Origin of the sequence: Neohoeflea coraliihabitans (genome assembly GCF_019334345.1) — a bacterium.
Classification (GTDB): domain Bacteria; phylum Pseudomonadota; class Alphaproteobacteria; order Rhizobiales; family Rhizobiaceae; genus Pseudohoeflea; species Pseudohoeflea coraliihabitans.
This window is the reverse complement of record NZ_JAHWQX010000001.1, coordinates 1,226,927-1,248,047: the sequence shown is the minus strand read 5'-3', so window position 1 is coordinate 1,248,047 and position 21,121 is coordinate 1,226,927. Positions and strand designations below refer to the sequence as shown.

Below are 21,121 nucleotides of genomic sequence, written 5' to 3'. Positions count from 1 at the left end.
CGGATGCGTCTGTTCTCGGCCCGCTTCCCGGATTATGGATGGGCGTGGCCAACCGGCGCCCGCGATGATCTGCTCAAGGCGGTGATGCTGACCGATGCGGCCGAGGCCGAAACGCTCGCCCTGGCCTGGCTGAAAACCCACGACATCAATGATGTCTCCTTCGCCGAGCATCGCCTGCTGGCGGCGATGGCGGAACGGCATGGTCAGCGGCTCAAGGGCGACGATGCCTATCCGCGCCTGATCGGATTGCAGAAAATGCTGTGGAGCCGATCGCGGCTGACCTATCGGGCGGCACGGCCGGCGCTTGTCGGGCTGCGCGCTGCCGGTTGCGGCGTGATGCTTCTCAAAGGGGCGAGCCGGGTGGCGCTTGATGCCGGCGCGCAGCGCGGCCGGGTTTCGCACGATGTCGATATACTCGTTCGACGCGAGCATATGGCGGCAGCGCTCGACTGCCTGTTCGAAGCCGGGTGGACCGCCGCGAGCGGGGCCGGGCAGCTGCGACTCAAGGCCCGTATCGCGGCGTTGCGCGGGCTGAATTTCTACAAGGGGACGCATGGTGATCTCGACCTGCACCAGAAGGCCTATCATCCGTCCCAGTTCGACGATACGGACGATTTGGCGCTGTGGGAGCGGAGCGTTGCCGCACAGCTCGAGGGCGTGGATGTCAGGGTTCCGGGGCCGGCTGACCGCATTGCATTGGCGATCGGTCACTCCGGCCTCGAGGCGCATGTGCACAGCGACTGGCTGGTCGATATCGATGCGGCTGTGCAAGGCGGGGACGTGGATTGGCAGGCGTTGCTCTCCACCCTCGCGGCGCGCGGCCTGTTCGTGCCGGCGGCGATCAGCCTGAGCTATCTCAAGCGGCAGGTCGGCACGCCGGTGCCCGATGATGTGCTTGCAGCCGTGATCGAAAAGGCGGACCGGAGCAGTCTTGCCGAGCGCGCCGCCATTCTGGAAGCCAAGCCGCGCGATGATTTCGGAATCTTGTCCGGCCCGGCCCGCGGCGTCGTCAAGCAGATGCGATTGTTGCGCAACAAGGTTGCAGCATCCGGCCCGAAGGAGACTGTGTGGCTGGCGCGGGCGCGCCGCTGCACGGATGCCTCGAGCCGCAACGCCAAGACGACGGTGGCTCGACTGTCACTTCCGGTCTCGATGCGCAAGGACGGACCGCGAACGCTGGAAATCCGCCTGGCCCTGAGCGTGCCGCAGCAGGGGCGCCGGGTGGAATTCGAACTGACGACGAGCGACCGGTTCCTGGCCTCGCTGCGCTACCGGACAGTGCCAGGACTTGCCGGCGGCCGGCAGCTTTGGTACCGCGGAACGGTCGACCTGCAGCCCGGCGACCAGACGCTGCGGCTGGAAGCACGCCCTTCGCGCCATCTTCGCAGCCTGGACAACAGCGATGAGGTGGCGCGCTACGGCCTGCTGCCGTTCACCCTGGTTTATGCCAGGGTCCGGGATGAGGCTGGCGCCGAATTCACCCTTGAGCAACTTTAATCGTGCGGCCATTGCCCGATGTTGTCAGTGGGAAGCATTCAGCCGCCGAGTTCCAGAAGAAAACTTCATTCCTCCCCCCGGTCTCGATGGGATCCGTGCATCGGCTTCGGAGTGCCGTTTCCGGCGCCGAAAATGTGAAACGCGGACCACAGATAGGTCTGGCTCGGCAGCGTGGAGGGGTTGCCAATCCCCACGCTCACTGGAGCGGAATCGCCACCCGCAGCCTGCCGCCCATCGCTTCGTAGCTTTCGCTGCCGAGGCCGTCATAGTAGCCGCTGGCGCTGAGCTTCCACCCGGCGGCGTTAATCAGGCTGACGCCGGCGTCCAGTCGCCCGCGCAGGTCACCGTTGCCGAGGTCGAGTTGCTGCGCGGCAGCCGTGTCGACCCCGAAGTTGACGACACCGGACAGGCCGAGGCTGGTCTCGAGAACGCTGCCGTTGTCGAGCGCGAAACTGCGGCCGATCTGCGGACCGAAACGGGCCTCGCCGAGCGCGATGGTCTGTTCGGGGATCGGGTTGGTGAGGCTGTCGATGTAGGCCTCCTGGGTCTCCCGGAAGTAGGACAGTTGCAGCGTCGGATTGATGACAAGGGTGTCGAGCGTGAGCTCGCCCTGCAGCTTGCCGGAGATCAGCCAGCGCTCGGTGCCGAAATCATCCGAAAAAGTGCCGAGCGGTGAGACGCTGTTGTCCGACTGGCCCCACAGCGCCCGCACCTCGTAGGCGAGACCGGTTCCGGCAACGCGCCCGGCCACGTAGGGTCCGACCATCCAGCCGAAGCCCTCTCCCGAGCCGCCGCTTGCGGCATCGTCATGATCGGCCCAGTCGAACTGCGCCAAGGCGCCGACGAGCAGATCGGGTGTAAGGAAATAGTGCGCGCCGAGATGGGCGAGCCACAGCGAGGTGTCGGTTGTGCCGTTCTCGCCGGTCGAGCCGTAGACCTCGGCCCAGACGTCATAGCCGCGCTGCGGCCTCATCGGCGCCGGTCGGGGGGCGCCCGGCCTCCCGATCTGGCTGACCGGAGAAATGTCGGCCCCGTAGCTGGTGCTGTGGCCGTCTGCCTGCAGGAAGAAGGGGCTTGCCGCCTCCCCGCTGGCCGACTGCTGCCGTGCGGCGGCGGCGCGGTCGAGCTGGCTCAGGCTGGTGGCGAAGGCCAGCGCCATCGAGCCCTCGTCACCCTGCAGCGAAAACAGTCCGAGCGGGCCATTGCTGGCCAGCGCGCTGCCGTTGAGGAAGCCGATCAGGTCCGGCTGGTTGGCGAGGATGTGGCGTGCGCGGTCGATCATGAAGCCGGCGATCAGCTGCTGCGTGTCGGTGACCAGCGTGTTACCGACGACCACCTGATTGGCCGCGAGATTGTCATTGCCGGCCTCGTCCTGAGCCACCCCGGCAGCAACATCGATGGTCAGCATCTCGCCGGCGCCCGAGGGGGTGATGGAGGCGCTGTAGGTGTCGCCGTCAATGGCCGCGAACCCGCTGACGGAACCGTTGGCGACGGCGATGTCGCCCGCGGCGAAGCCGACTACGGTCTCGGAGAACTGGAGGGTCACGTCGAACGGCGCCGTGCCGGCGACGCTCTCGGGTGCGTTGAGGATTTCGACCGTCGGAGCCGTGATGTCGTTCTGAAGGGTGTAAGTTTCGTCGGTGGCGGGTTCTCCGGCTGGCAGGGCGTTCCCGGCGCTGTCTTCGATGTTCTGGGTTGCTGCAAGGTCAAGCCCGACCGTGCCGTTGAATTCCGCCAGATCGCCGCCAGAGACCGTCAGCGTGTAGGCCGACCCGGAGCCAGCGAGAGCACCCGTGGCGGTGGTGCCGCCAGTGATGTCGAAATCGTCCGCCGTGACGTTGACCACATCCTCGCTGAAAGTGATGTCGAAGACCAGCGTGTCCGCATTGGTGGTCTCGGCAGACGGCGTGTTGCGGGCAAACGCGGTCAGTGCCGGAGCCAGCGCGTCAGTAACGACAAGAGTATCATTCGCGGTACCGGAATTGCCGAGAGAGGAGGTCAGAGCGCCACTGGTGCTATCGTAGCTTCCTGCTGTCGAGGAGGTGACGTCCACCTGCACCGTGCAGCTTGCATTCGCCGCGGCGCTGCCACCCGTGTAGCTGATCACGGCGGTGCCCGCGCTTGCTGTCAGTGTCCCGCCAGTACATGTCGTCGATGCGCCGGCAGGCGATGCCACCGTTACATCTGATGGAAGATTGTCCGTGAAATCGAGAGAGGTTGCTTCAACTGCGTTGGCCGAGTTGTCTATCGTAAAGGTCAGCGTCGAAACCGCACCGGTTGCGATCGTGTCCGGGGCAAAGGCCTTGGAAAAGGCAGGAGGGGGCGGTCTATCGAAATCCCCGCCCGAAACAGTGATTTGAGTAAGCGTAGTGGATCCGTCTGGCACGGTGGCGGTTGCCGTTACGAGGTCATAATTTTTATCCCTATAAGTAAACGTATAATTACATGAACCAGAGTAGATGTCGGTCCGACAATAGGCCAATGCCTGCATTCCGTTCCGTTCAATGGGCCCGCAGGCGCCGCCTGTACAACTATAATTCAAATATGCACTTGCACCGTTACTATATGCGTTTACATAGACACGTCGCGGCCCCGACAGACCGTTGGAAAAGCTAATGCCGTTACTCCCCGCAGAACCGTTCTTCTGACAAGATAGACTATCCGCATTCGCGCCCGCGTTCTCAAAATTTCCAGCAAGATCGGGGCAGGAGACAGCTGCATTTGCCGTGTCCGGGGCGCCCATCGTAAATCCTGCGACCATGAGAGCAAAGAATGCGCCCCCAGAAAGAATCTGCGGCTGCCAGAAAGATCTCACTCGAAGTACCCCCTACTCGAAAACACGCTCCGCAATCTGCGACGCGTCACGCAACACCACTTCACTTCGGGCCGCCGACCCAAACGGAGACCCGATCAACCAGCAACGCTGGCCGAAACCCTTACGATCAACAGGAAAAGTTTGCCCCTGCCCCGACCATTAATATTACCTTAATCGTATATGTTCCGATCAGAGCAGTGCAACGGCCGAATCGGCGATTCTGTTGCGTCAACGCCACAGCGCAGAATTCAGTGTATGAAGCGGGTATTTGTGCCAGCGCGTGGTCGGAAGTGTCGGCAGGCATGCGCCGCCGTCGGCGGATGCTAACCCGGCGGTCACCCGATGACGGGACCATATGAAGCCAGATCTTCCGCCGTGGTCTGCAAACGCAAGAAAGCCCCGGAACCCGGGGCTTGGCGATCATCGAACTTTATGAAGAAACTGGAGCGGGCGAGGCGATTCGAACGCCCGACCCCAACCTTGGCAAGGTTGTGCTCTACCCCTGAGCTACGCCCGCTCGTCAGGCAATCCCTGGGTGGAAGGATCACCGCTCCGGCACCTTGAGGGCCAGACCGGCGCTATATGGCGCAAGCCGTGCGGAATTGCAACAGACAAATTGCGCCCGCGCCGGAGAATATTGACGCTCATCGGTCGAGCGCCCTGCAGGTGGCGGCGACAGGGGCGTGATTGCGTTGACCGGTCGACACCGCTAACAAGGCTTGGTTTTCATCGCGCAGCGTTTACGGTCGCTGGCGGAATTACCGGAAAGGGTCAGAAATGGGCGAGCAGCCGAATGAACCTGAGGATCTCTTCAGTCTTCTCGACGGGCTCGGCATCGCACACAAGACCCATTGGCACGCGCCGGTGTTCACGGTTGCAGAGTCCCAGAGTCTGCGAGATCAAATTGCCGGCGCGCACACGAAGAACCTTTTTCTCAAGGACAAGAAGGGGTGTTACTTTCTCATCGTGCTGGAGGAGAATGCGACGGTCGATCTGAAGCAGATTCATCACGTGATCGGCGCCAGCGGGCGGGTCTCGTTCGGCAAGCCAGAGGTCTTGATGGAACGCCTCGGTGTCGTGCCGGGCGCGGTGACCGTGTTTGCTGCGATGAATGATGTCGAGGGAACGGTGACAATCATTCTCGACGCGATGTTGATGGAGGCTGAGATCATCAACGCGCATCCATTGCGCAACACGGCAACCACCTCCATCGCCAGCCGCGACCTGATGACATTTCTGACCCGCACCGGACATCAACCGCAGGTTCTGAAAATTTCGACTTGAATCACGGTGCGACAAGACCAATCTCACCTTGCACATGCCACTTATAGAACTGGCCACTTAGAGAACTGGATCGCTGCCCATGACCCCTTCCGACAATCCCTATGCCCCCACTGCCGGCGCGCAATGGAGCGGCACAGCCACCGCGGCTGCGGCGCCGCTGTCGAACGATCTGCCGCAGGGCGCAGACAAAGGCGTGATCTGCGAGACGACCACTGCCGACTTCATGCAGGACGTGGTCGAGGCCTCGCGGCAGGTGCCGGTGCTGGTCGATTTCTGGGCGCCCTGGTGTGGACCCTGCAAGCAGCTCACGCCGGTCATCGAGAAGGTGGTGAATGCCGCCAAGGGCAGCGTCCGGCTGGTGAAACTGAACATCGACGATCACCCGGCCATTCCAGGGCAGATGGGCATCCAGTCGATTCCGGCAGTGGTCGCCTTTGTTGATGGCCGCCCTGCCGACGGTTTCATGGGCGCGGTGTCCGAAAGCGAGGTCAAGGCGTTTGTCGACAAGCTTGCGGCGATGAAGCCGAAAGGCGGCCCGGAGGCGGCACGTGCCGAGCAGATTGCAGCCTTGATGGAGCAGGCCAAGACGGCGCTGGATGCGGGCCGCAACGAAGAGGCGGCGCAGATCTACTCGGCCATCCTCGGTGCCGATGACAGCCATGCCGGAGCGCTGGGTGGTCTGGCGAGCGTGATGATCAGCAGCGGCGCGCTCGATGATGCCGAGGAACTGCTCAACTCATTGTCCGAAGACATGGCTGACAAGCCGGAGATCCTGGCAGCGCGCAAGCAGCTCGAACAGACCCGCGAGGTCGCTGCGCTTGGCAATCGCGGCGAGCTCGAAGCGCGTATTGCAGACAATGGCGGTGACTTCGAGGCGCGTCTGGCTCTCGCCAAGATCCTCAATGTGCAGGGTGAGCGTGAGCAGGCCGCGGCCCAGCTTTTTGCCATCATGCGTCAGGATCGCGCCTGGAACGACGAGGCGGCGCGCAAACAGTTGCTGGATTTTTTCGCGGTCTGGGGACCGGGGGATGCGGCCACTCTTTCGGCGCGGCGGCAGCTGTCGTCACTGCTGTTTTCCTGACCGGCCGGCGCGCGCCGGTCTGCCCCGCAGGGGCACGCTCTTGAGCTTTTCGCCGGTCGCTTTACATCATAGCAAGGATGGAAGGCCAGGGATGATCAAGGCAGGCAACATTGAGTACGGTTCGGTAGGCGATCTGCCCGATCGGGTGGCCGTGTTTCCGCTCGGCGGCGCATTGTTGTTGCCGGGCGCGCAGCTGCCGCTCAACATCTTCGAGCCGCGCTATGTGCGCATGTTTGACGACTGTCTGGCCGGTTCGCGGCTGATCGGCATTATTCAACCGACCCTGCCGGCCGATGCAAAGGCGAAAGAGCGTCCGGTGCCCGACCTTTGCGGCGTCGGATGCCTGGGCCGCATCGTGGGCTATGGTGAAACCGGCGATGGCCGATATGTGCTGACGCTTGCGGGCATCTGTCGTTTTCGGGTCACCGCCGAGGTGGCGCCGGCTGAGGCGCCCTATCGCATCTGCCAGATCGCGCCCAACAGCGAGGACCTGATCCGACCCGATCGGGGGGAAAATGTTGATCGTGCCGCCTTGCTTGGCAGTTTCCGCGCCTATCTCGACGCCAATGATCTCGAAGTTGACTGGAAAAGTGTCGAGCAGGCGAGCACCGCGACACTGGTCAATTCGCTGTCGATGATGTCGCCCTACGGTCCTGCGGAAAAGCAGGCATTGCTGGAAGCGCCGGATGTGAAGGCGCGGGCTGACACGCTGGTGGCGATCACGGAAATGGTGCTGGCGCAAGGTGATGAAACGGCTGAATGGCGGCTGCAATAGGAGGCCCGCGATGGAGAGCACGCGTCAAGGTCATCCCGACACCAAGCTTCTCGAATTGCTCGTCTGCCCGCTCACCCGCACGGCGCTGCACTATGATCGCGACCGGGCGGAATTGCTTTCCGTGAAGGCGCGGCTGGCTTTCCCGGTGCGTGACGGCATCCCGATCATGCTCGTCTCGGAAGCCCGGCAGATGACCGATCAGGAAGTTGCCGACGCTTCGTGAGGGCGGTGGCCGGCGGAGAGGCTGGCCTGAAAAGGTCTCCTGCGCCATAAGTCGGTGCAGTGAGGGTCACGTCGAAAGGTCAATGGGTGGCGAAGAAGGGTGATGCGCGGCGCGAATCGATCGTGGCGGCAGCCGCAGATCTGTTCTGGCGGCATGGCTACGGGGGCACCAGTCTGGGCGAGATCGCGCGCGCTGCCAACGTTCCGCCGGGCAACATGTTCTACTATTTCCGCAGCAAGGCGGATCTGGCACAGGGGGTGGCGGATGTGTTTGTCAGCGAAACCGAAGCGTTGATCACCGAAACGTCGCGCTGTTGCGAGGACCCGGCTGAGCGCTGCCGGTTTCTCGTGCGTCGCCTGCAGCAATCGAGCCGCAGCCGCATGGAGCGGGGTTGTCCGATCTCGCTTGCCGTGCGCGACTTTCGTACCGTGGCGCCCGCGGCATCGGCGCGCGCGGCAGAAAGTTTCAGCCTTTTGATCGGTTTTCTTGCCGGTGAATTCGGGCGTATCGGGCAACGCCCGTCGCAGGCGATGGCGCGCGGGCGGGCGGTGATCGCCGAATGGCAGGGCGGCATTGCGCTGGCCCATGCGGCCTCCGACATGACCATTCTTGCCGAAAGCTTCCGGCGCATAGACAGAATTCTGCAGCACGCATTTGGCGGCGTTTCGGGCGAACCCGAAGGCTAGCCGCGCACCGCATTGATCCCACGAGGCAACGCAAATTTGACATGCAGGTAAATACCTGCATATTCAGTTTCATGGTCACCCCCACGCGCAGCGACGACGATATGGTCTTCAAGGCACTGGCCGACGCCAACCGGCGCAAAGTGCTCGATATGCTGTGTGTGCAGAACGGTCAGACACTTGGATCCCTGTGCAGCCATCTCGACATGGCACGGCAGTCGGCAACCCAGCACCTGGCCATCCTCGAGGCTGCCAATCTGGTCAGTACGGTGCGGCGGGGCCGGGAAAAGCTTTTCTTTATCAATCCGGTGCCGGTGCACGAGGTCTACGAGCGATGGGTCAGCAAATTTGAACGCCGGCGGATCACGCTGCTGCATGATCTGAAACGCGAAATTGAGGGAGAGGACCCATGAGTGGTGCAACAACCGAGTTCGTCTATGTCAGCTATATCCGGGCGACACGGGAGAAAGTGTTCGAGGCGCTTGTCAGACCGGAGGTGGCGCGCAAGTACTGGGGCCATGAAAACGTCTCCGACTGGGAGCCGGGCTCGAAATGGGAGCATGTGCGGGTGCAAGGTGGCCGGCAGGTCGAACTTGCGGGAGAGGTTCTGGAGATCGAGCCACCCCGGCGCTTGGTGATCAGTTGGGCCAATGCCTCGGAATACGAGGATGCCAGCCGGCACAGCCGGGTGACGTTTGAGCTTGCGACGCTTGGCGAGATGGTAAGACTGACGGTCACGCATGACCGGCTTGTTCCGGACAGCGGCATGGCACAGGGCATCCGCAAGGGCTGGCCGCTCGTTCTGGCGAGCCTGAAATCCTATCTCGAAACCGGACAGGCTCTCGATGTCTTCGCCGAGCGCCGCGCGGGCTGAGCTGTTCCGGCTGTGACCGGTCAGCCGATGCTGAACTCAGAGTGCCTCGCCGCGCAGAAGCCGTGGTGCGGCCGCGTCGGCACTGCCGGCAGCCTGCCGGATGAAGTAGTTCTTGAGCGAAGGAAGCCGGTCAACGATGCCGAGACCGAGATCGCGGGCCATGCGCAGCGGCGCTACATCATTTGAAAACAGCCGCGTCAGGACGTCGGTGGTGACGCCCATCTGGAAGGTGTCGAAGCGACGCCAGATCTGATAGCGGTCGAGCACGGCTGTCGAGCCGATGTCCATGCCCAGCCGGGCTGCTTCGACAATGGTTTCGGCCAGCGCGGCAACATCCTTGAAGCCGAGATTGAGGCCCTGGCCGGCAATCGGATGGATGCCATGTGCCGCATCGCCGGCAAGAGCGATGCGCGGCTTGATGAAATCGCGCGCCAGGGTCAGACCGAGCGGAAAGGCTCTTCGGCCGCCATCGAGGCGCAAGGTTCCGAGATGATGGCCGAAGCGTCGTTCCAGTTCCATCTCGAAGACCAGTTCGTCGCCATTGACCAGCGCCTCGGCATCGCGGGTGCGTTCGGTCCAGACCAGCGAAGAGCGATTGTCTTTCAGGGGCAGAATGGCAAAGGGGCCGGCCGGCAGGAAATGCTCTTCGGCGCGGCCATTGTGCGGCCGTTCATGCGCGACAGTGGTGACGATGCCGGACTGGCCGTAATCCCAGCGGGTTGTCTTGATGCCGGCCATGTCGCGCAAGGCCGAGCGAACGCCATCGGCAGCGACGACCAGCGGTGCCGTCCACTGCCGCCCGTCGCTGGTGCTGACCCGGGCTGTGTTCCCCTCCGTATCAAGCGCCGTGGCAGCGGCATCCTGGTGGATCTCGATGCCAAGCGCCTCAGCCTTGCGGCGCAAAGCGCCGACGAGTGTCAGGTTCGGCACCATGTGGGCAAAAGGTTCGCCGGGCGTCACTTCGCCGTCGAAAGTCAGGAATACCGGCCGTACCGGATCGCTGGTGCGCGAATCGGTGACGATCATCTCGAGGATCGGCTGGGCGTCCGGTTCGATCTCCTGCCAAAGATCGAGCGCTTCGAGCATGCGTCGGGCGGCTGCGGCGATGGCCGATGCGCGCTGATCCTTCTTCCAGACCCCTTCCGGGGCGGCATCAATGACCGCAACGCGCAGGTCGGGCGCCGCGGTCTTGACCGCAACGGCAACGCCGAGGCCGACATAGCCGCCACCGCAGATGAGAAGATCATTGTCGACCACGTTCATCGGGTATCCTTCCTCTTCGCTCCGCCGGGTTCGCGGCGTTCGCGCCTGCTGCACCCTGACAGTGGTTTACCGCAATTGCGGCAAGGCTGTATAAGCGGCTCCTGTCCGACCTATACCCCAATGTGGGGCGTCCTGTCAGTTATGCGAGGGTTCAAAATGTCGCGCTCGGAGTTCGATTCCACGGCTGCCCTGATCGGTTATCTCGATCTTGAGGCACTGGAGAAAGATCTGTTTCGCGGCCAAAGCCCGCAACTGGGCTGGCAGCGCACCTTTGGCGGTCAGGTCATCGGACAATCGCTGGTCGCGGCGCAGCGTACCGTGGAGGCGGAGCGTGCCGTGCATTCGATGCACGCTTATTTCCTGCGGCCCGGTGATCCAGCGACGCCCATCATCTTTACCGTCGACAGGATCCGCGACGGCACCAGCTTCTCGACTCGCAATGTCGTCGCGATTCAGCATGGCAAGGCCATCTTCTCGCTGTCTGCTTCCTTTCAGAAGGAAGAGGAGGGACTTGAATATCAGGCGGAGATGCCGGAAGTGCCGCAACCAGAGGCCCTTGCCGGCACCGGCAACATCGATGCGTCCTTTCTGGAAGGGGCGCCGCAGGTCATACTCGACTATTGGAAGAAGCAGCGTCCGATCGAGGTGCGACCGGTGTTTCTCGAGCACTATGTTTCCGACAAGCCGCTGCCGCCGATCCAGCATGCCTGGGTGCGAACACTCGGGCCGGTGCCGGAAGATCGCGTCATTCAGGCCTCTATCCTCGCCTATCTGTCGGACATGCTGTTGCTCGACACCACCTTGTTCGCGCATGGCACCAACGTGTTCGACCGCAGCATCCAGGCCGCCAGTCTCGACCATGCCATGTGGTTTCACCGGCCCTTCGATTTTTCTGATTGGCTGCTTTACACAATGGATTCGCCCAACACCAACGGCGCGCGGGGCTTTGCGCGGGGTAGTCTTTATTCGCGCGACGGGGCACTGGTCGCGTCGGTCGCACAAGAAGGATTGATCCGGCCGCGGAGAAGCGCTGCACGATAAATATGCAATTCTAACCCGTCTGATTACCTGCCTAAATAATGTGCAATGAGTGGCTTGAGGCTGCTCTTTTTCTCATCGCTCGTGCCGGTTCCGGTCGCGATTTCTCGAAAAAACCCTGAAAGTCGGCGGTTTTTCGCGGCTGGCACGGATCTTGTTTTGCACTCCACAGCACGACACGCCGCGGCGTGTTCGATGCATGGTGGGGCGACCGTGTCGCCAGAGAAACAGGATGGGAAACCAGATGAAAATTGTGATGGCCATCATCAAGCCATTCAAGCTCGAGGAGGTGCGCGAGGCTCTCACGGCGCTTGGCATTCAGGGCCTGACCGTCAGCGAGGTCAAGGGCTACGGGCGGCAGAAGGGACATACGGAGATCTATCGCGGCACTGAATATGCCGTCAGCTTTCTGCCGAAACTGAAACTGGAGGTCGCCGTCGCAGCGAGCGAGGTCGACGCGGTTGTCGAAGCGATCGGCACGGCAGCCCAGACCGGCCAGATCGGTGATGGCAAGATCTTCGTTTACGCACTCGAGCAGGTGACGCGTATCCGCACCGGTGAAACCGGCGGAGAAGCGCTGTGACAAAAGGACTTCAATCCATGACATTCAGAAAAATTCTGGCCGGCGGCTCGCTGGCACTTGCGGCCGTGACGGCATCGGCGCTGCCGGTCTTTGCACAGGAAGCCGAGGCCGCAACAGAAGCCGCGGCCGTGGGGGCGCAGGTCTCCTACATTTTCAACACGCTGCTGTTTCTCATCGGCGGCTTCCTCGTGATGTGGATGGCAGCCGGGTTTGCCATGCTGGAAGCCGGGCTGGTCCGTTCCAAGAACGTCTCCATGCAATCGCTCAAGAACATCGCACTGTTTGCCGTCGCAGGGCTGATGTATTGGATCATCGGCTACAACCTGATGTATTCGGGGGTCGATGGTGGTTACATCGGCTCGTTCTCGCTGGGCTACGCGCTCGATCCGGTGGGGGGCGACGCGCTCGATACCGGCTATTCGACGGCCTCGGACTGGTTCTTCCAGATGGTCTTCGTTGCCACCGCCGCTTCCATCGTCTCGGGCACATTGGCCGAGCGGATCAAGCTGTTGCCTTTCATGGTTTTCGTGGTGATGCTGACCGGCTTCATCTATCCGATTGCCGGATCCTGGCAGTGGGGCGGCGGCTGGCTTTCGGAGATGGGCTTCTCCGACTTCGCCGGCTCGACTCTGGTGCATTCGGTCGGCGGCTGGGCCGCTCTGGCGGGTGCATTCCTGCTCGGTGCGCGTGACGGCAAATATGTCAATGGCCGTGTCGTGCCGATGCCGGGTTCATCGATCCCGCTGGCAACGCTCGGAACGTTTATCCTGTGGCTCGGCTGGTTCGGCTTCAACGGTGCGTCGCAGCTGGCCATGGGCACGATTGCCGATGTGTCGGACGTGTCGCGCATCTTCGTGAACACCAATATGGCTGCCGCCGGCGGCGTGGTCACGGCAATGGTGTTGCTGGCCGTGATGTACAAGAAGGTCGACGTGACGATGGTGCTCAACGGCGCACTTGCCGGGCTGGTGTCGATTACCGCTGAGCCACTGGCTCCTGCCATCTGGCAATCGGTGGTGATCGGCGGCATTGGCGCGGCGATCGTCATCTTTACCGTGCCGCTTCTCGACAAGCTGAAGATTGACGATGTGGTCGGTGCCATTCCGGTGCACCTTTTCGCCGGCATCTGGGGAACACTGGTTGTCGCCTGGACCAATGCCGATGCCTCGCTCGTCACCCAGTTTATCGGGGTCGTTGCCTATGGTGTCTTCACGGTCGTCTGCGCGCTCGTCGTGTGGGCCGTGCTGAAGGCGGCGATCGGCATCCGCGTCTCGCCGGAACAGGAGCGGCTTGGTCTCGACAAGGCGGAAGTTGGCGTCGAAGCCTATCCGGAGTTCGCGCAGTAGTCTTTACGCCACCCAGGCGTTGCTACGGCTGAAAAGCAGACATGAAGGGCCCGGCAGCTGCCGGGCCCTTTTTTGTGGGGTGCTTGCGGGACCGAGAGCGAACCGTGCCCGCATGGTTAAAGGGCCATTAACCCGGATGACGTTAGGGTTCTGCCGGATCGGTGCGTCCACTTCGCATCGAGAGGAATGAACCGGACACAGATGATCATGCAGACAGGTACCTCCGCCCTGAGCTCCACACGCAACCAGGACGACCCGATGTCGGCGCTTATCCGCCGGCAACTGCGTTATGTCGGCGGCATCGCCATCTTTGCCGGGCTGGGGTTCGCGGCCCTGGCGCTGGCCACCTGGAACGTCAATGATCCAAGCTTCTCGCACGCCAATGGCGCCGAACCCACCAATGCGCTCGGCCATGCCGGGGCAAGCTTTGCCGATCTGATCATGCAGTTTTTCGGTCTTGGCGGAGTGGTCGGGCTGGTGCCCGCGCTGTTTCTCGGCCTGGCGTTGATCCGCAACCGGCCTGCCGACCGGATGCCGCGCCGCGCTGCCGCGTGGTTTGGCGGCGCCTGGCTGGCCTCGGCGTTTTTCGGCCTGATGCCAACAAGCAATGCATGGCCGCTGCCGAACGGTCTCGGGGGCGTGCTTGGTGACATGGCGCTGAAGATCCCCGGCGTGTTTTCTGGCGGTTTCCCGAGTGGCCTCTATGCCTTTCTGGTGGCGGGCGCCCTGCTAGCGCCGACCGGTTGGCTGCTGCTTTTCGGCGCCGGGCTGATCGGCCGCGCCGCCTTTGCGGACGGTCAGGACCTGCGGGATGAGGGCGAAGCTGTGGCGGAGGACCGTGAGAGGGGGCTCGCGGTGCTGGGCGCGGTTGCGCATGTCTGGTACACGACGCGGGCGCGGTTGCGGCGGCTGAGTGGGCTCGGGCCGCGCCGGCGGCGTGCACGGCCAGAGGATCCGCTCGATCTGGCAGAGGCCGATTTCGTTACACCGGTGGATACCACCGATCGCTGGCTGCAGCAGGGTCCTGCCGGGCGCACCACAATCTCGGCGCGCCAGGAGCCGCAATTCGACGATGAACGCGCCGGATGCGATGACGATGCGCCGTTCGATACAGAAGCACAGCGGCTTCCCGATGGTATTCTTTCTGACGATGTGGCCGAGGTGGCGGCGGGTTGGGAGCCACAAAGGCGCCCGGCGCAAGCGGCAAGCGGGGCGGCATCTGCAGGGGGTCCGGCGGCCGGCGGGCCTCGGGTGATTCCGCCGGCAGAGCGGCCGCAACCGGGCTCGCGGCTGCAGCGCGAGGCGCAGACCTCGCTGCTCGAGGACCAGGACTTTTCCCTGCCTTCATTGCACCTGCTTTCAGAGGCCAAGAGCGTCGTCAAGGATGTCACCTTGTCGCCGGAAGCGCTCGAACAGAATGCCCGCATGCTGGAAGGCGTGCTGGAAGATTTCGGGGTCAAAGGCGAAATTATCCATGTGCGCCCCGGCCCGGTCGTGACGCTGTACGAACTCGAGCCGGCCCCCGGGATCAAATCATCGCGGGTGATCGGGCTGGCCGACGACATTGCGCGTTCGATGAGCGCCATCGCGGCGCGCGTCGCGGTGGTTCCGGGCCGCAACGCGATTGGCATCGAACTGCCGAATGAGAAGCGGGAAACGGTTTACCTGCGCGAACTGGTGGCGAGCCGCAATTTCGAAGCATCGAAGGCGAAGCTGGCCCTGACGCTGGGCAAGACGATCGGCGGCGAGGCGGTGATTGCCGATCTGGCGAAGATGCCGCATCTGCTGGTGGCGGGCACGACCGGGTCAGGCAAGTCCGTGGCGATCAACACGATGATCCTGTCGCTTCTCTACCGGCTCGACCCGGCACAGTGCCGTTTGATCATGATCGATCCGAAAATGCTTGAACTGTCGGTGTATGATGGCATTCCGCATCTGCTGTCGCCGGTGGTGACCGATCCGAAAAAGGCGGTTGTCGCGCTGAAATGGACCGTCCGCGAGATGGAAGAGCGCTACAAGAAAATGTCGAAGATCGGTGTGCGCAACATCGAGGGGTTCAACCAGCGCGTTGGACAGGCCCTGTCCAAGGGCGATCCCATCACCCGCACCGTGCAGACCGGTTTTGACCGCGAGACAGGCGAGGCGATCTACGAGACAGAGGAATTCGATCTCGAGCCGATGCCATTCATCGTCGTCATCATCGACGAAATGGCCGATCTGATGATGGTGGCCGGAAAGGACATCGAGGGCGCCGTGCAACGTTTGGCACAGATGGCGCGCGCGGCCGGCATTCACGTCATCATGGCGACGCAACGGCCGTCGGTCGATGTCATCACCGGAACGATCAAGGCCAATTTCCCGACACGCATCTCGTTCCAGGTGACGTCGAAGATCGATTCGCGGACGATTCTCGGCGAACAGGGCGCCGAACAGCTGCTCGGCATGGGCGACATGCTGTACATGCCCGGAGGCGGCCGGGTGCAGCGCGTGCACGGACCCTTCGTCTCCGACAAGGAGGTGGAGGATGTCGTCTCCTACCTGAAATCGCAGGGCGTACCGGAATATCTCGACGCGATCACCGAGGATGACGAGGAAGGTGATGATGGCGGCGGTCCGGCAGGAACCGGCAATCTGGCGGAATCCGACGATCCCTACGACCAGGCGGTGGCCGTGGTGCTGCGCGATGGCAAGGCCTCGACCTCCTATATCCAGCGGCGTCTTGGCATCGGCTACAACAGGGCCGCCTCGCTGATCGAGCGGATGGAACAGGAAGGGGTCATCGGCCCGGCCAATCATGCGGGCAAACGCGAGATCCTAGTGCCGACCGAAGACGACATCATGCCACAATAGGGGTTGCCAAGCCCTAATGCCGCCGTACTTGACCGGCAGGAAAAGGCAAAAGGAGACCGCATTCCATGACAACGGCAAAGACATCCGACAGGCATATCAAGATGCAGCTGTCCCGCCGCGGACTGCTCGGCTTCGGTTTCGCGAGCGGCGCGCTGGCGATCGGCGGCGCAGGGCTCGGCATGGTTGCCAGCAGTCCGGCACAGGCGCAAGGTGCCCAGGCGGCGCAGCGCATTGCCGATCATTTCTCATCGGTGAAAAGCATGACGGGCGAGTTCGTGCAGTTCGGACCGCGTGGCGAGCAGACGGGTGGCAAGTTCTTCCTCAGCCGTCCAGGCAAGCTGCGCTTCAATTACGAAGCCCCCTCGAGCGTTCGCGTCATTTCCGACGGCAAGGCAGTGGTGGTTGGCAATTCCAAGCTGAAGACCTGGGAACTTTATCCGCTGTCGAGCACCCCGCTGAAGCTGTTGTTGTCAAACCGCATTGATCTGAGCAAGAGCCAGGTCAAGTCGATCAAGGAAGAGCCGGATCTTCTGACCATCGTCCTCGGCGACCGCAGCGTCTTCGGCAATTCGACGATTTCGATGATGTTCGATCCGAAAAGCTTCGAACTGCGGCAGTGGACGATACGCGACGCCCAGGGCAAGGACACGTCGGTGATGATCTACAACGTCAAGCAAGGCGTGGCGTTTGATCCGAGCGTGTTCAAGATCCCCTATGATGAAGTGCGCAAAAAGACGACGTTGCGCTAAGCGCGGCGTGCTTGGCGCCGCTTCGCGTGTCTTTGATCTTTGATGGGATGGTGCGGAATGACCGCTTGAACTGCGGCTGGCCGTTGCGCAAAAGGGACCGTCCCTATCGGAGCCGCTTGCGTGACTTTTTCCCTGACCACCTGGAACATCAATTCGGTGCGGCTGCGCATGCCGCTGGTCGCGAGCTTTCTGAAAACGCATCAGCCTGATGTTCTGTGTCTGCAGGAAACCAAGTGTCCCAATGACGCCTTCCCGCTGGCTGCATTTCGCAAGCTCGGCTATGAGCATGCGGCGATTCACGGTCAGAAGGGCTATCATGGGGTGGCGATCCTGTCGCGGCTGCCGCTCGATGACGAGGCGCGGCGCGATTATTGCGGCAAGGGCGATTCGCGGCATGTCTGCGCCGTCGTGGCCCCACCCAACGGGCCAAAAATCCGGCTGCACAATTTCTATGTGCCGGCCGGCGGCGACGAGCCGGATCGCGCGATCAACCCGAAATTTGCCCACAAGCTGGACTTTCTCGCTGAAATGCGCGCCCTGCATTCAGAGGCAGAGCGGGCGAGCGGGATCTCTTCTATCCTGGTCGGTGATCTGAATATCGCGCCGCTTGAGACCGACGTGTGGTCGCACAAGCAATTGCTGCGGGTTGTCAGCCATACGCCGGTGGAAACCGAGACGCTGAATGCGCTGCAGATGGACGGCGCCTGGGTGGATCTGATGCGCCGGCATGTACCGCCGCAGGAGAAGCTGTTCACCTGGTGGAGCTATCGCGCACGCGATTGGCAGCAGACCGATCGCGGACGGCGGCTTGACCATATCTGGTCCTCTGCCGACCTGTCGGGACATCTGCGGTCCATCGAGGTGTTGCGCGAGGCGCGCGGCTGGGAGCGTCCGTCGGATCATGTGCCGGTAACGGCGCGCTTCTTGTTCTGAGTTAGCCGGCTAAGCGCGCCGGTGCGTGGGGCGCGGCTCAGTCCTTGAAGCGATGCGCGATCCTGCCGAGATCCTTGCTGATGCGCTGCAGATTGCCGGCAATGCGCTGGCGCAGCACCTCGGCAAGGTCCGGGTATTCCTCGAGAATGCGCTGAAAGAGCGGCCGGCTGATACGCAAGACTTCAACCGCGTCGGTGGCGGTCGCGGTCATGGCGCGTTTGACGGGCGTGAACAGTGCAAGTTCGCCGAGCAGGGCGCCGGTGGTTGCCGTTTCCACCATCCTGTCCCCATCGCGGGTCTTGCGGCTGAGGGCGACTGTGCCGCTGGCAACCACATAGGCGTCGTCGGCCGCGGCCCCCTCGCGAAACAGGGCCTCGCCCGGCTTGAACGGACGGCGCTCGGCGCCGAAGGCGATCAGCCTGAGCTTCTCCTCGCCGAGGGTGTCGAGGAGAACGACCTGCCGCAGAAGTTCCATGTCTTCATTCAATGCCATTTGATCATGACCTCCTCAGGTCGCTGCGCGAGGCTGCGGCACTCGATCACGGGACAATCTTGTAGCCGCCGCTCTCGGTGACAAGGATCTCGGCATTGGCCGGATCGGCCTCGATCTTCTGGCGCAGGCGATAGACGTGGGTTTCCAGCGTATGCGTGGTAACGCCGGAATTGTAGCCCCAGACTTCCTCGAGGAGCGTGTCACGGGTCACGACCTTCTGGTCGGCGCGGTACAGGTAGCGGATGATCGCCGATTCCTTTTCGGTCAATCGGATCTTGCCGCCCTTTTCATCGACAAGCAGCTTCTGGCTTGGCTTGAACGTATAAGGTCCGATGACGAAGGTGGCATCTTCACTGTGTTCATGCTGGCGAAGCTGAGCGCGGATCCGAGCCAGCAGCACGGCAAAGCGGAACGGCTTGCTGACATAATCATTGGCGCCGGCTTCAAGTCCGAGAATGGTATCGGAATCCGTGTCATGGCCCGTCAGCATGATGATCGGCACCTTGAACCCGCTCTTGCGCAGCAGTTTCACCGCCTCACGGCCGTCCATGTCCGGCAGGCCGACATCCATGATGAGAATGTCGATGGTATTGGCACGGGCCGTCTGAATGCCGCGCGTCGCCGAACTCTCGGACAGCAGGGTAAATTCCTCGTAGAGGGAGAGCTGCTCGATCAGCGTGTCACGCAGATCGTCGTCGTCATCGACAATTAGAATAGTGCGAGCTGTCATCCGGCTGTTCCCATGCTGTTTCTTGGGTCAATCGCTCCGATTGCCGCGCCTTGAAAGCTTGCCGTTCTGTTTAGGCAGTTTATCGGCGCAGGCAAAGTGCTATTCATCGCAAATGGATAACATACAAGGCACAAGGTTGTGAGATCGTCGGGGCAGACATGAGGGGAAAATCACCGCGCAAGCGCAGCAGGGCGGTGCTGGCGATACGACCTTCGCCGCTGGATCCGCGTCGCGCGCATGTCCGCTTCGGACCGCTCACCCTTGATGCCGCGTTGGGTATCGGCGGGATGACCGCCTTCAAGAGGGAGGGGGATGGGGCAACGCCGATCGGCTCTCTCGAGGTGCTGTCAGGGTTCCGCAAGGGCGGTTACAAAGCCATCGCTCCTGCGCGGGTGGAGCTGCACCGTACCGGGCGTGGTGATGGCTGGTGTGATGCACCGGGTCATGCGGCCTACAACCGGCCGGTGCGACTTCCCTTTGCGGCCAGTCACGAGAAATTGCTGCGCGAGGACTGTCTGTACAATTTCGTGCTGGTCGTTGATTGGAATTTTCGCCAGCGGCGGCGCGGTGCAGGCAGTGCGATCTTCGTGCATGTCGCAAAGCCCGGCTTCCCGCCAACGCAAGGTTGCATTGCCTTTCGCGAGCGCGATCTGATCCGTCTGCTACCACATGTGGGCCGCGGGGCGCGGTTCCTGGTGCGCCGCAGCTGAACCGCCGGGCCTTGGGCCTTAGAGAACCTGCCAGACGGCGGTGCGCTTGACTTCGCTATCCTCCAGCGCCCGCGAGACCGGGACCTCATACAGCGCCAGACGGCGCAGATTGTCTGTCGGCCGATAGGCGCGACCGGGGTCGCCGACCAGCACGGTGGCGCCGTTGCGGACGCGGCAACGCAGCCAGGGCGTGACCTGATCGCTCATCTGGCGATCATACCAGATATCACCGGCCAGGATGACATCAAAGGGCATTTCGGTATCCGGATTATCGCCAAGAAGATCGATGCTGCTCGTTTGCATCTCGACGTCATTGAGGTCAGCGTTGAGGCCGATGGCGGTGATGGCAAAGGGGTCGATATCAACCGCTGTGACCGATGCAGCCCCGGCCTTGGCAGCGGCGATGCCGACGAGACCCGATCCGGCGGCAAAATCGAGCACGCGCTGGCCACGGACCCAATGCGGCTCGGCCAGGATATGGCGCGCCAGCCCCTGGCCGCCGGCCCATGCGAAAGCCCAGAAGGGTGGGGGCAGACCGAGCGCCCCGAGTTCCTCCGCAGTGCGGTGCCACAGATCATGCGCTTCATCGGCGAGATGCAATCGCAGCTCAGGCACATGCGGCGGTGCCAGAATTGCAGTATTTTCGCGGATGAAAGTCTCGAAATCGGTTCCTGGTCGCAAAGCGGTCAGGTTCTCTTGCGACTCGCTGCCGGGCGAGGCGCTGCCGGACGGCCGTTCACCCACCGGCACGCGGCGGCTGATCGAGGCCGCCCATGCGGCAGACTTCCAGATATTCCGCCTCGCTGACCGGCTGCACGGAGAGGCGCATCGAGGTGACGAGCGCCATGTTCTCCAGCTTCGGATTGGCCTTGACGTCCTTGAGGCTGACCGGATCTGGCATGTCCTGGACGGCACGTATGTCGACACACTCCCAGCGCGGATCGTCCGTGGTGCTGTCCGGATGCGCGAGAGCGCAGATCTCGACAATGCCGACGACCTCCAGCCCGACATTGGAATGGTAGAAGAAGCCGAGGTCGCCGAGCTGCATGGCGCGCATATTGTTGCGTGCCTGGTAGTTGCGCACCCCGTCCCACTGCTCACCGGCCTTGCCGCGCGCTTTCTGTTGCTCCCAAGACCACTTGAAAGGTTCGGACTTGAACAGCCAGTATGCCATGATCACTCCCTGTTTTCTGC

At 62.5% G+C, this 21,121-nt stretch carries 21 protein-coding genes and 1 tRNA gene; 15 read left to right on the top strand and 7 right to left on the bottom strand.

Annotated features, from left to right (window positions below):
• Nucleotides 1-3 precede the first annotated feature (3 nt).
• Nucleotides 4-1,497, top strand: a complete 1,494-nt coding sequence (locus KY465_RS05940) for a nucleotidyltransferase family protein (protein WP_219200679.1) — start codon at nt 4-6, stop codon at nt 1,495-1,497.
• A gap of 196 nt (nt 1,498-1,693) precedes the next feature.
• Here the strand turns inward: KY465_RS05940 and KY465_RS05935 are convergent, their stop codons facing one another.
• Together KY465_RS05935 and KY465_RS05930 are read right to left on the bottom strand one after the other, a co-directional pair.
• Nucleotides 1,694-3,988 carry a DUF7933 domain-containing protein gene (locus tag KY465_RS05935; RefSeq protein ID WP_255561441.1) on the bottom strand — a complete coding sequence of 765 codons (2,295 nt, stop codon included), beginning with the start codon at nt 3,986-3,988 and terminating at the stop codon, nt 1,694-1,696.
• A gap of 766 nt (nt 3,989-4,754) precedes the next feature.
• Nucleotides 4,755-4,829: transfer RNA gene (locus KY465_RS05930), tRNA-Gly, on the bottom strand.
• 260 nt (nt 4,830-5,089) lie between these two features.
• On the opposite strand from KY465_RS05930, the gene KY465_RS05925 reads away from it, so the two are divergent.
• From KY465_RS05925 to KY465_RS05895, 7 genes are all read left to right on the top strand, one after another.
• Complete coding sequence (locus tag KY465_RS05925) at nt 5,090-5,596, top strand: prolyl-tRNA synthetase associated domain-containing protein (RefSeq protein WP_219200677.1); 507 nt, start codon at nt 5,090-5,092, stop codon at nt 5,594-5,596.
• A gap of 79 nt (nt 5,597-5,675) precedes the next feature.
• Nucleotides 5,676-6,677, top strand: coding sequence for a thioredoxin family protein (locus KY465_RS05920; protein WP_219200676.1), 1,002 nt, complete (start codon nt 5,676-5,678; stop codon nt 6,675-6,677).
• 94 nt (nt 6,678-6,771) lie between these two features.
• Nucleotides 6,772-7,452: an LON peptidase substrate-binding domain-containing protein gene (locus tag KY465_RS05915; protein ID WP_428982949.1), complete on the top strand. Its 681-nt coding sequence runs from the start codon at nt 6,772-6,774 to the stop codon at nt 7,450-7,452.
• A gap of 10 nt (nt 7,453-7,462) precedes the next feature.
• Complete coding sequence (locus KY465_RS05910; RefSeq protein ID WP_219200674.1) at nt 7,463-7,675, top strand: Trm112 family protein; 213 nt, start codon at nt 7,463-7,465, stop codon at nt 7,673-7,675.
• An 86-nt stretch (nt 7,676-7,761) separates the two neighbouring features.
• Nucleotides 7,762-8,361 carry a TetR/AcrR family transcriptional regulator gene (locus KY465_RS05905; protein WP_219200673.1) on the top strand — a complete coding sequence of 200 codons (600 nt, stop codon included), beginning with the start codon at nt 7,762-7,764 and terminating at the stop codon, nt 8,359-8,361.
• Between the two features lie 41 nt (nt 8,362-8,402).
• Nucleotides 8,403-8,771, top strand: a complete 369-nt coding sequence (locus KY465_RS05900; RefSeq protein ID WP_255561440.1) for an ArsR/SmtB family transcription factor — start codon at nt 8,403-8,405, stop codon at nt 8,769-8,771.
• The gene (locus KY465_RS05895; RefSeq protein ID WP_219200672.1) at nt 8,768-9,232 is read left to right on the top strand and encodes an SRPBCC family protein; all 465 of its coding nucleotides are present in this window, start codon (nt 8,768-8,770) and stop codon (nt 9,230-9,232) included. Before KY465_RS05900 ends, KY465_RS05895 begins: the two co-directional genes overlap by 4 nt.
• A gap of 36 nt (nt 9,233-9,268) precedes the next feature.
• Here the strand turns inward: KY465_RS05895 and KY465_RS05890 are convergent, their stop codons facing one another.
• On the bottom strand, nt 9,269-10,495 hold the full coding sequence (locus KY465_RS05890) for a ubiquinone biosynthesis hydroxylase (RefSeq protein WP_219200671.1): 1,227 nt from the start codon (nt 10,493-10,495) through the stop codon (nt 9,269-9,271).
• 156 nt (nt 10,496-10,651) lie between these two features.
• On the opposite strand from KY465_RS05890, the gene tesB reads away from it, so the two are divergent.
• From tesB to KY465_RS05860, 6 genes are all read left to right on the top strand, one after another.
• The gene (tesB, locus tag KY465_RS05885; protein WP_219200669.1) at nt 10,652-11,536 is read left to right on the top strand and encodes an acyl-CoA thioesterase II; all 885 of its coding nucleotides are present in this window, start codon (nt 10,652-10,654) and stop codon (nt 11,534-11,536) included.
• A gap of 229 nt (nt 11,537-11,765) precedes the next feature.
• Nucleotides 11,766-12,116, top strand: coding sequence for a P-II family nitrogen regulator (locus tag KY465_RS05880; RefSeq protein ID WP_304650920.1), 351 nt, complete (start codon nt 11,766-11,768; stop codon nt 12,114-12,116).
• A gap of 17 nt (nt 12,117-12,133) precedes the next feature.
• On the top strand, nt 12,134-13,462 hold the full coding sequence (locus tag KY465_RS05875; RefSeq protein WP_219200666.1) for an ammonium transporter: 1,329 nt from the start codon (nt 12,134-12,136) through the stop codon (nt 13,460-13,462).
• A gap of 207 nt (nt 13,463-13,669) precedes the next feature.
• Nucleotides 13,670-16,312: a DNA translocase FtsK gene (locus KY465_RS05870; RefSeq protein ID WP_219200664.1), complete on the top strand. Its 2,643-nt coding sequence runs from the start codon at nt 13,670-13,672 to the stop codon at nt 16,310-16,312.
• A 101-nt stretch (nt 16,313-16,413) separates the two neighbouring features.
• Nucleotides 16,414-17,061: an outer membrane lipoprotein carrier protein LolA gene (locus KY465_RS05865; RefSeq protein WP_428982948.1), complete on the top strand. Its 648-nt coding sequence runs from the start codon at nt 16,414-16,416 to the stop codon at nt 17,059-17,061.
• A 120-nt stretch (nt 17,062-17,181) separates the two neighbouring features.
• Nucleotides 17,182-17,994: an exodeoxyribonuclease III gene (locus KY465_RS05860; RefSeq protein ID WP_219200660.1), complete on the top strand. Its 813-nt coding sequence runs from the start codon at nt 17,182-17,184 to the stop codon at nt 17,992-17,994.
• 37 nt (nt 17,995-18,031) lie between these two features.
• Here the strand turns inward: KY465_RS05860 and KY465_RS05855 are convergent, their stop codons facing one another.
• Together KY465_RS05855 and KY465_RS05850 are read right to left on the bottom strand one after the other, a co-directional pair.
• The gene (locus tag KY465_RS05855) at nt 18,032-18,487 is read right to left on the bottom strand and encodes a cyclic nucleotide-binding domain-containing protein (RefSeq protein ID WP_219200658.1); all 456 of its coding nucleotides are present in this window, start codon (nt 18,485-18,487) and stop codon (nt 18,032-18,034) included.
• A 46-nt stretch (nt 18,488-18,533) separates the two neighbouring features.
• Nucleotides 18,534-19,217: a response regulator transcription factor gene (locus tag KY465_RS05850; protein WP_219200656.1), complete on the bottom strand. Its 684-nt coding sequence runs from the start codon at nt 19,215-19,217 to the stop codon at nt 18,534-18,536.
• Between the two features lie 158 nt (nt 19,218-19,375).
• Here KY465_RS05850 and KY465_RS05845 point away from each other — a divergent pair, with 158 nt between their 5' ends.
• The gene (locus tag KY465_RS05845) at nt 19,376-19,927 is read left to right on the top strand and encodes a L,D-transpeptidase family protein (protein WP_255561439.1); all 552 of its coding nucleotides are present in this window, start codon (nt 19,376-19,378) and stop codon (nt 19,925-19,927) included.
• Between the two features lie 18 nt (nt 19,928-19,945).
• Here KY465_RS05845 and KY465_RS05840 read toward each other — a convergent pair whose 3' ends face one another.
• Nucleotides 19,946-20,617: a class I SAM-dependent methyltransferase gene (locus tag KY465_RS05840; RefSeq protein ID WP_219200787.1), complete on the bottom strand. Its 672-nt coding sequence runs from the start codon at nt 20,615-20,617 to the stop codon at nt 19,946-19,948.
• 46 nt (nt 20,618-20,663) lie between these two features.
• Complete coding sequence (locus KY465_RS05835; protein ID WP_219200654.1) at nt 20,664-21,101, bottom strand: EVE domain-containing protein; 438 nt, start codon at nt 21,099-21,101, stop codon at nt 20,664-20,666.
• Nucleotides 21,102-21,121 lie beyond the last annotated feature (20 nt).

What these genes read in the sequence shown, in the direction of transcription:
- KY465_RS05940 (WP_219200679.1), top strand. Translation starts at nt 4, where the DNA reads ATGCGTCTGTTCTCGGCCCGCTTCCCGGATTATGGATGGGCGTGGCCA.
- KY465_RS05935 (WP_255561441.1), bottom strand. Translation starts at nt 3,988, where the DNA reads ATGCAGGCATTGGCCTATTGTCGGACCGACATCTACTCTGGTTCATGT.
- KY465_RS05925 (WP_219200677.1), top strand. Translation starts at nt 5,090, where the DNA reads ATGGGCGAGCAGCCGAATGAACCTGAGGATCTCTTCAGTCTTCTCGAC.
- KY465_RS05920 (WP_219200676.1), top strand. Translation starts at nt 5,676, where the DNA reads ATGACCCCTTCCGACAATCCCTATGCCCCCACTGCCGGCGCGCAATGG.
- KY465_RS05910 (WP_219200674.1), top strand. Translation starts at nt 7,463, where the DNA reads ATGGAGAGCACGCGTCAAGGTCATCCCGACACCAAGCTTCTCGAATTG.
- KY465_RS05900 (WP_255561440.1), top strand. Translation starts at nt 8,403, where the DNA reads ATGCAGGTAAATACCTGCATATTCAGTTTCATGGTCACCCCCACGCGC.
- KY465_RS05895 (WP_219200672.1), top strand. Translation starts at nt 8,768, where the DNA reads ATGAGTGGTGCAACAACCGAGTTCGTCTATGTCAGCTATATCCGGGCG.
- KY465_RS05890 (WP_219200671.1), bottom strand. Translation starts at nt 10,495, where the DNA reads ATGAACGTGGTCGACAATGATCTTCTCATCTGCGGTGGCGGCTATGTC.
- tesB (WP_219200669.1), top strand. Translation starts at nt 10,652, where the DNA reads ATGTCGCGCTCGGAGTTCGATTCCACGGCTGCCCTGATCGGTTATCTC.
- KY465_RS05880 (WP_304650920.1), top strand. Translation starts at nt 11,766, where the DNA reads ATGGGAAACCAGATGAAAATTGTGATGGCCATCATCAAGCCATTCAAG.
- KY465_RS05875 (WP_219200666.1), top strand. Translation starts at nt 12,134, where the DNA reads ATGACATTCAGAAAAATTCTGGCCGGCGGCTCGCTGGCACTTGCGGCC.
- KY465_RS05870 (WP_219200664.1), top strand. Translation starts at nt 13,670, where the DNA reads ATGCAGACAGGTACCTCCGCCCTGAGCTCCACACGCAACCAGGACGAC.
- KY465_RS05865 (WP_428982948.1), top strand. Translation starts at nt 16,414, where the DNA reads ATGCAGCTGTCCCGCCGCGGACTGCTCGGCTTCGGTTTCGCGAGCGGC.
- KY465_RS05855 (WP_219200658.1), bottom strand. Translation starts at nt 18,487, where the DNA reads ATGGCATTGAATGAAGACATGGAACTTCTGCGGCAGGTCGTTCTCCTC.
- KY465_RS05850 (WP_219200656.1), bottom strand. Translation starts at nt 19,217, where the DNA reads ATGACAGCTCGCACTATTCTAATTGTCGATGACGACGACGATCTGCGT.
- KY465_RS05845 (WP_255561439.1), top strand. Translation starts at nt 19,376, where the DNA reads ATGAGGGGAAAATCACCGCGCAAGCGCAGCAGGGCGGTGCTGGCGATA.
- KY465_RS05835 (WP_219200654.1), bottom strand. Translation starts at nt 21,101, where the DNA reads ATGGCATACTGGCTGTTCAAGTCCGAACCTTTCAAGTGGTCTTGGGAG.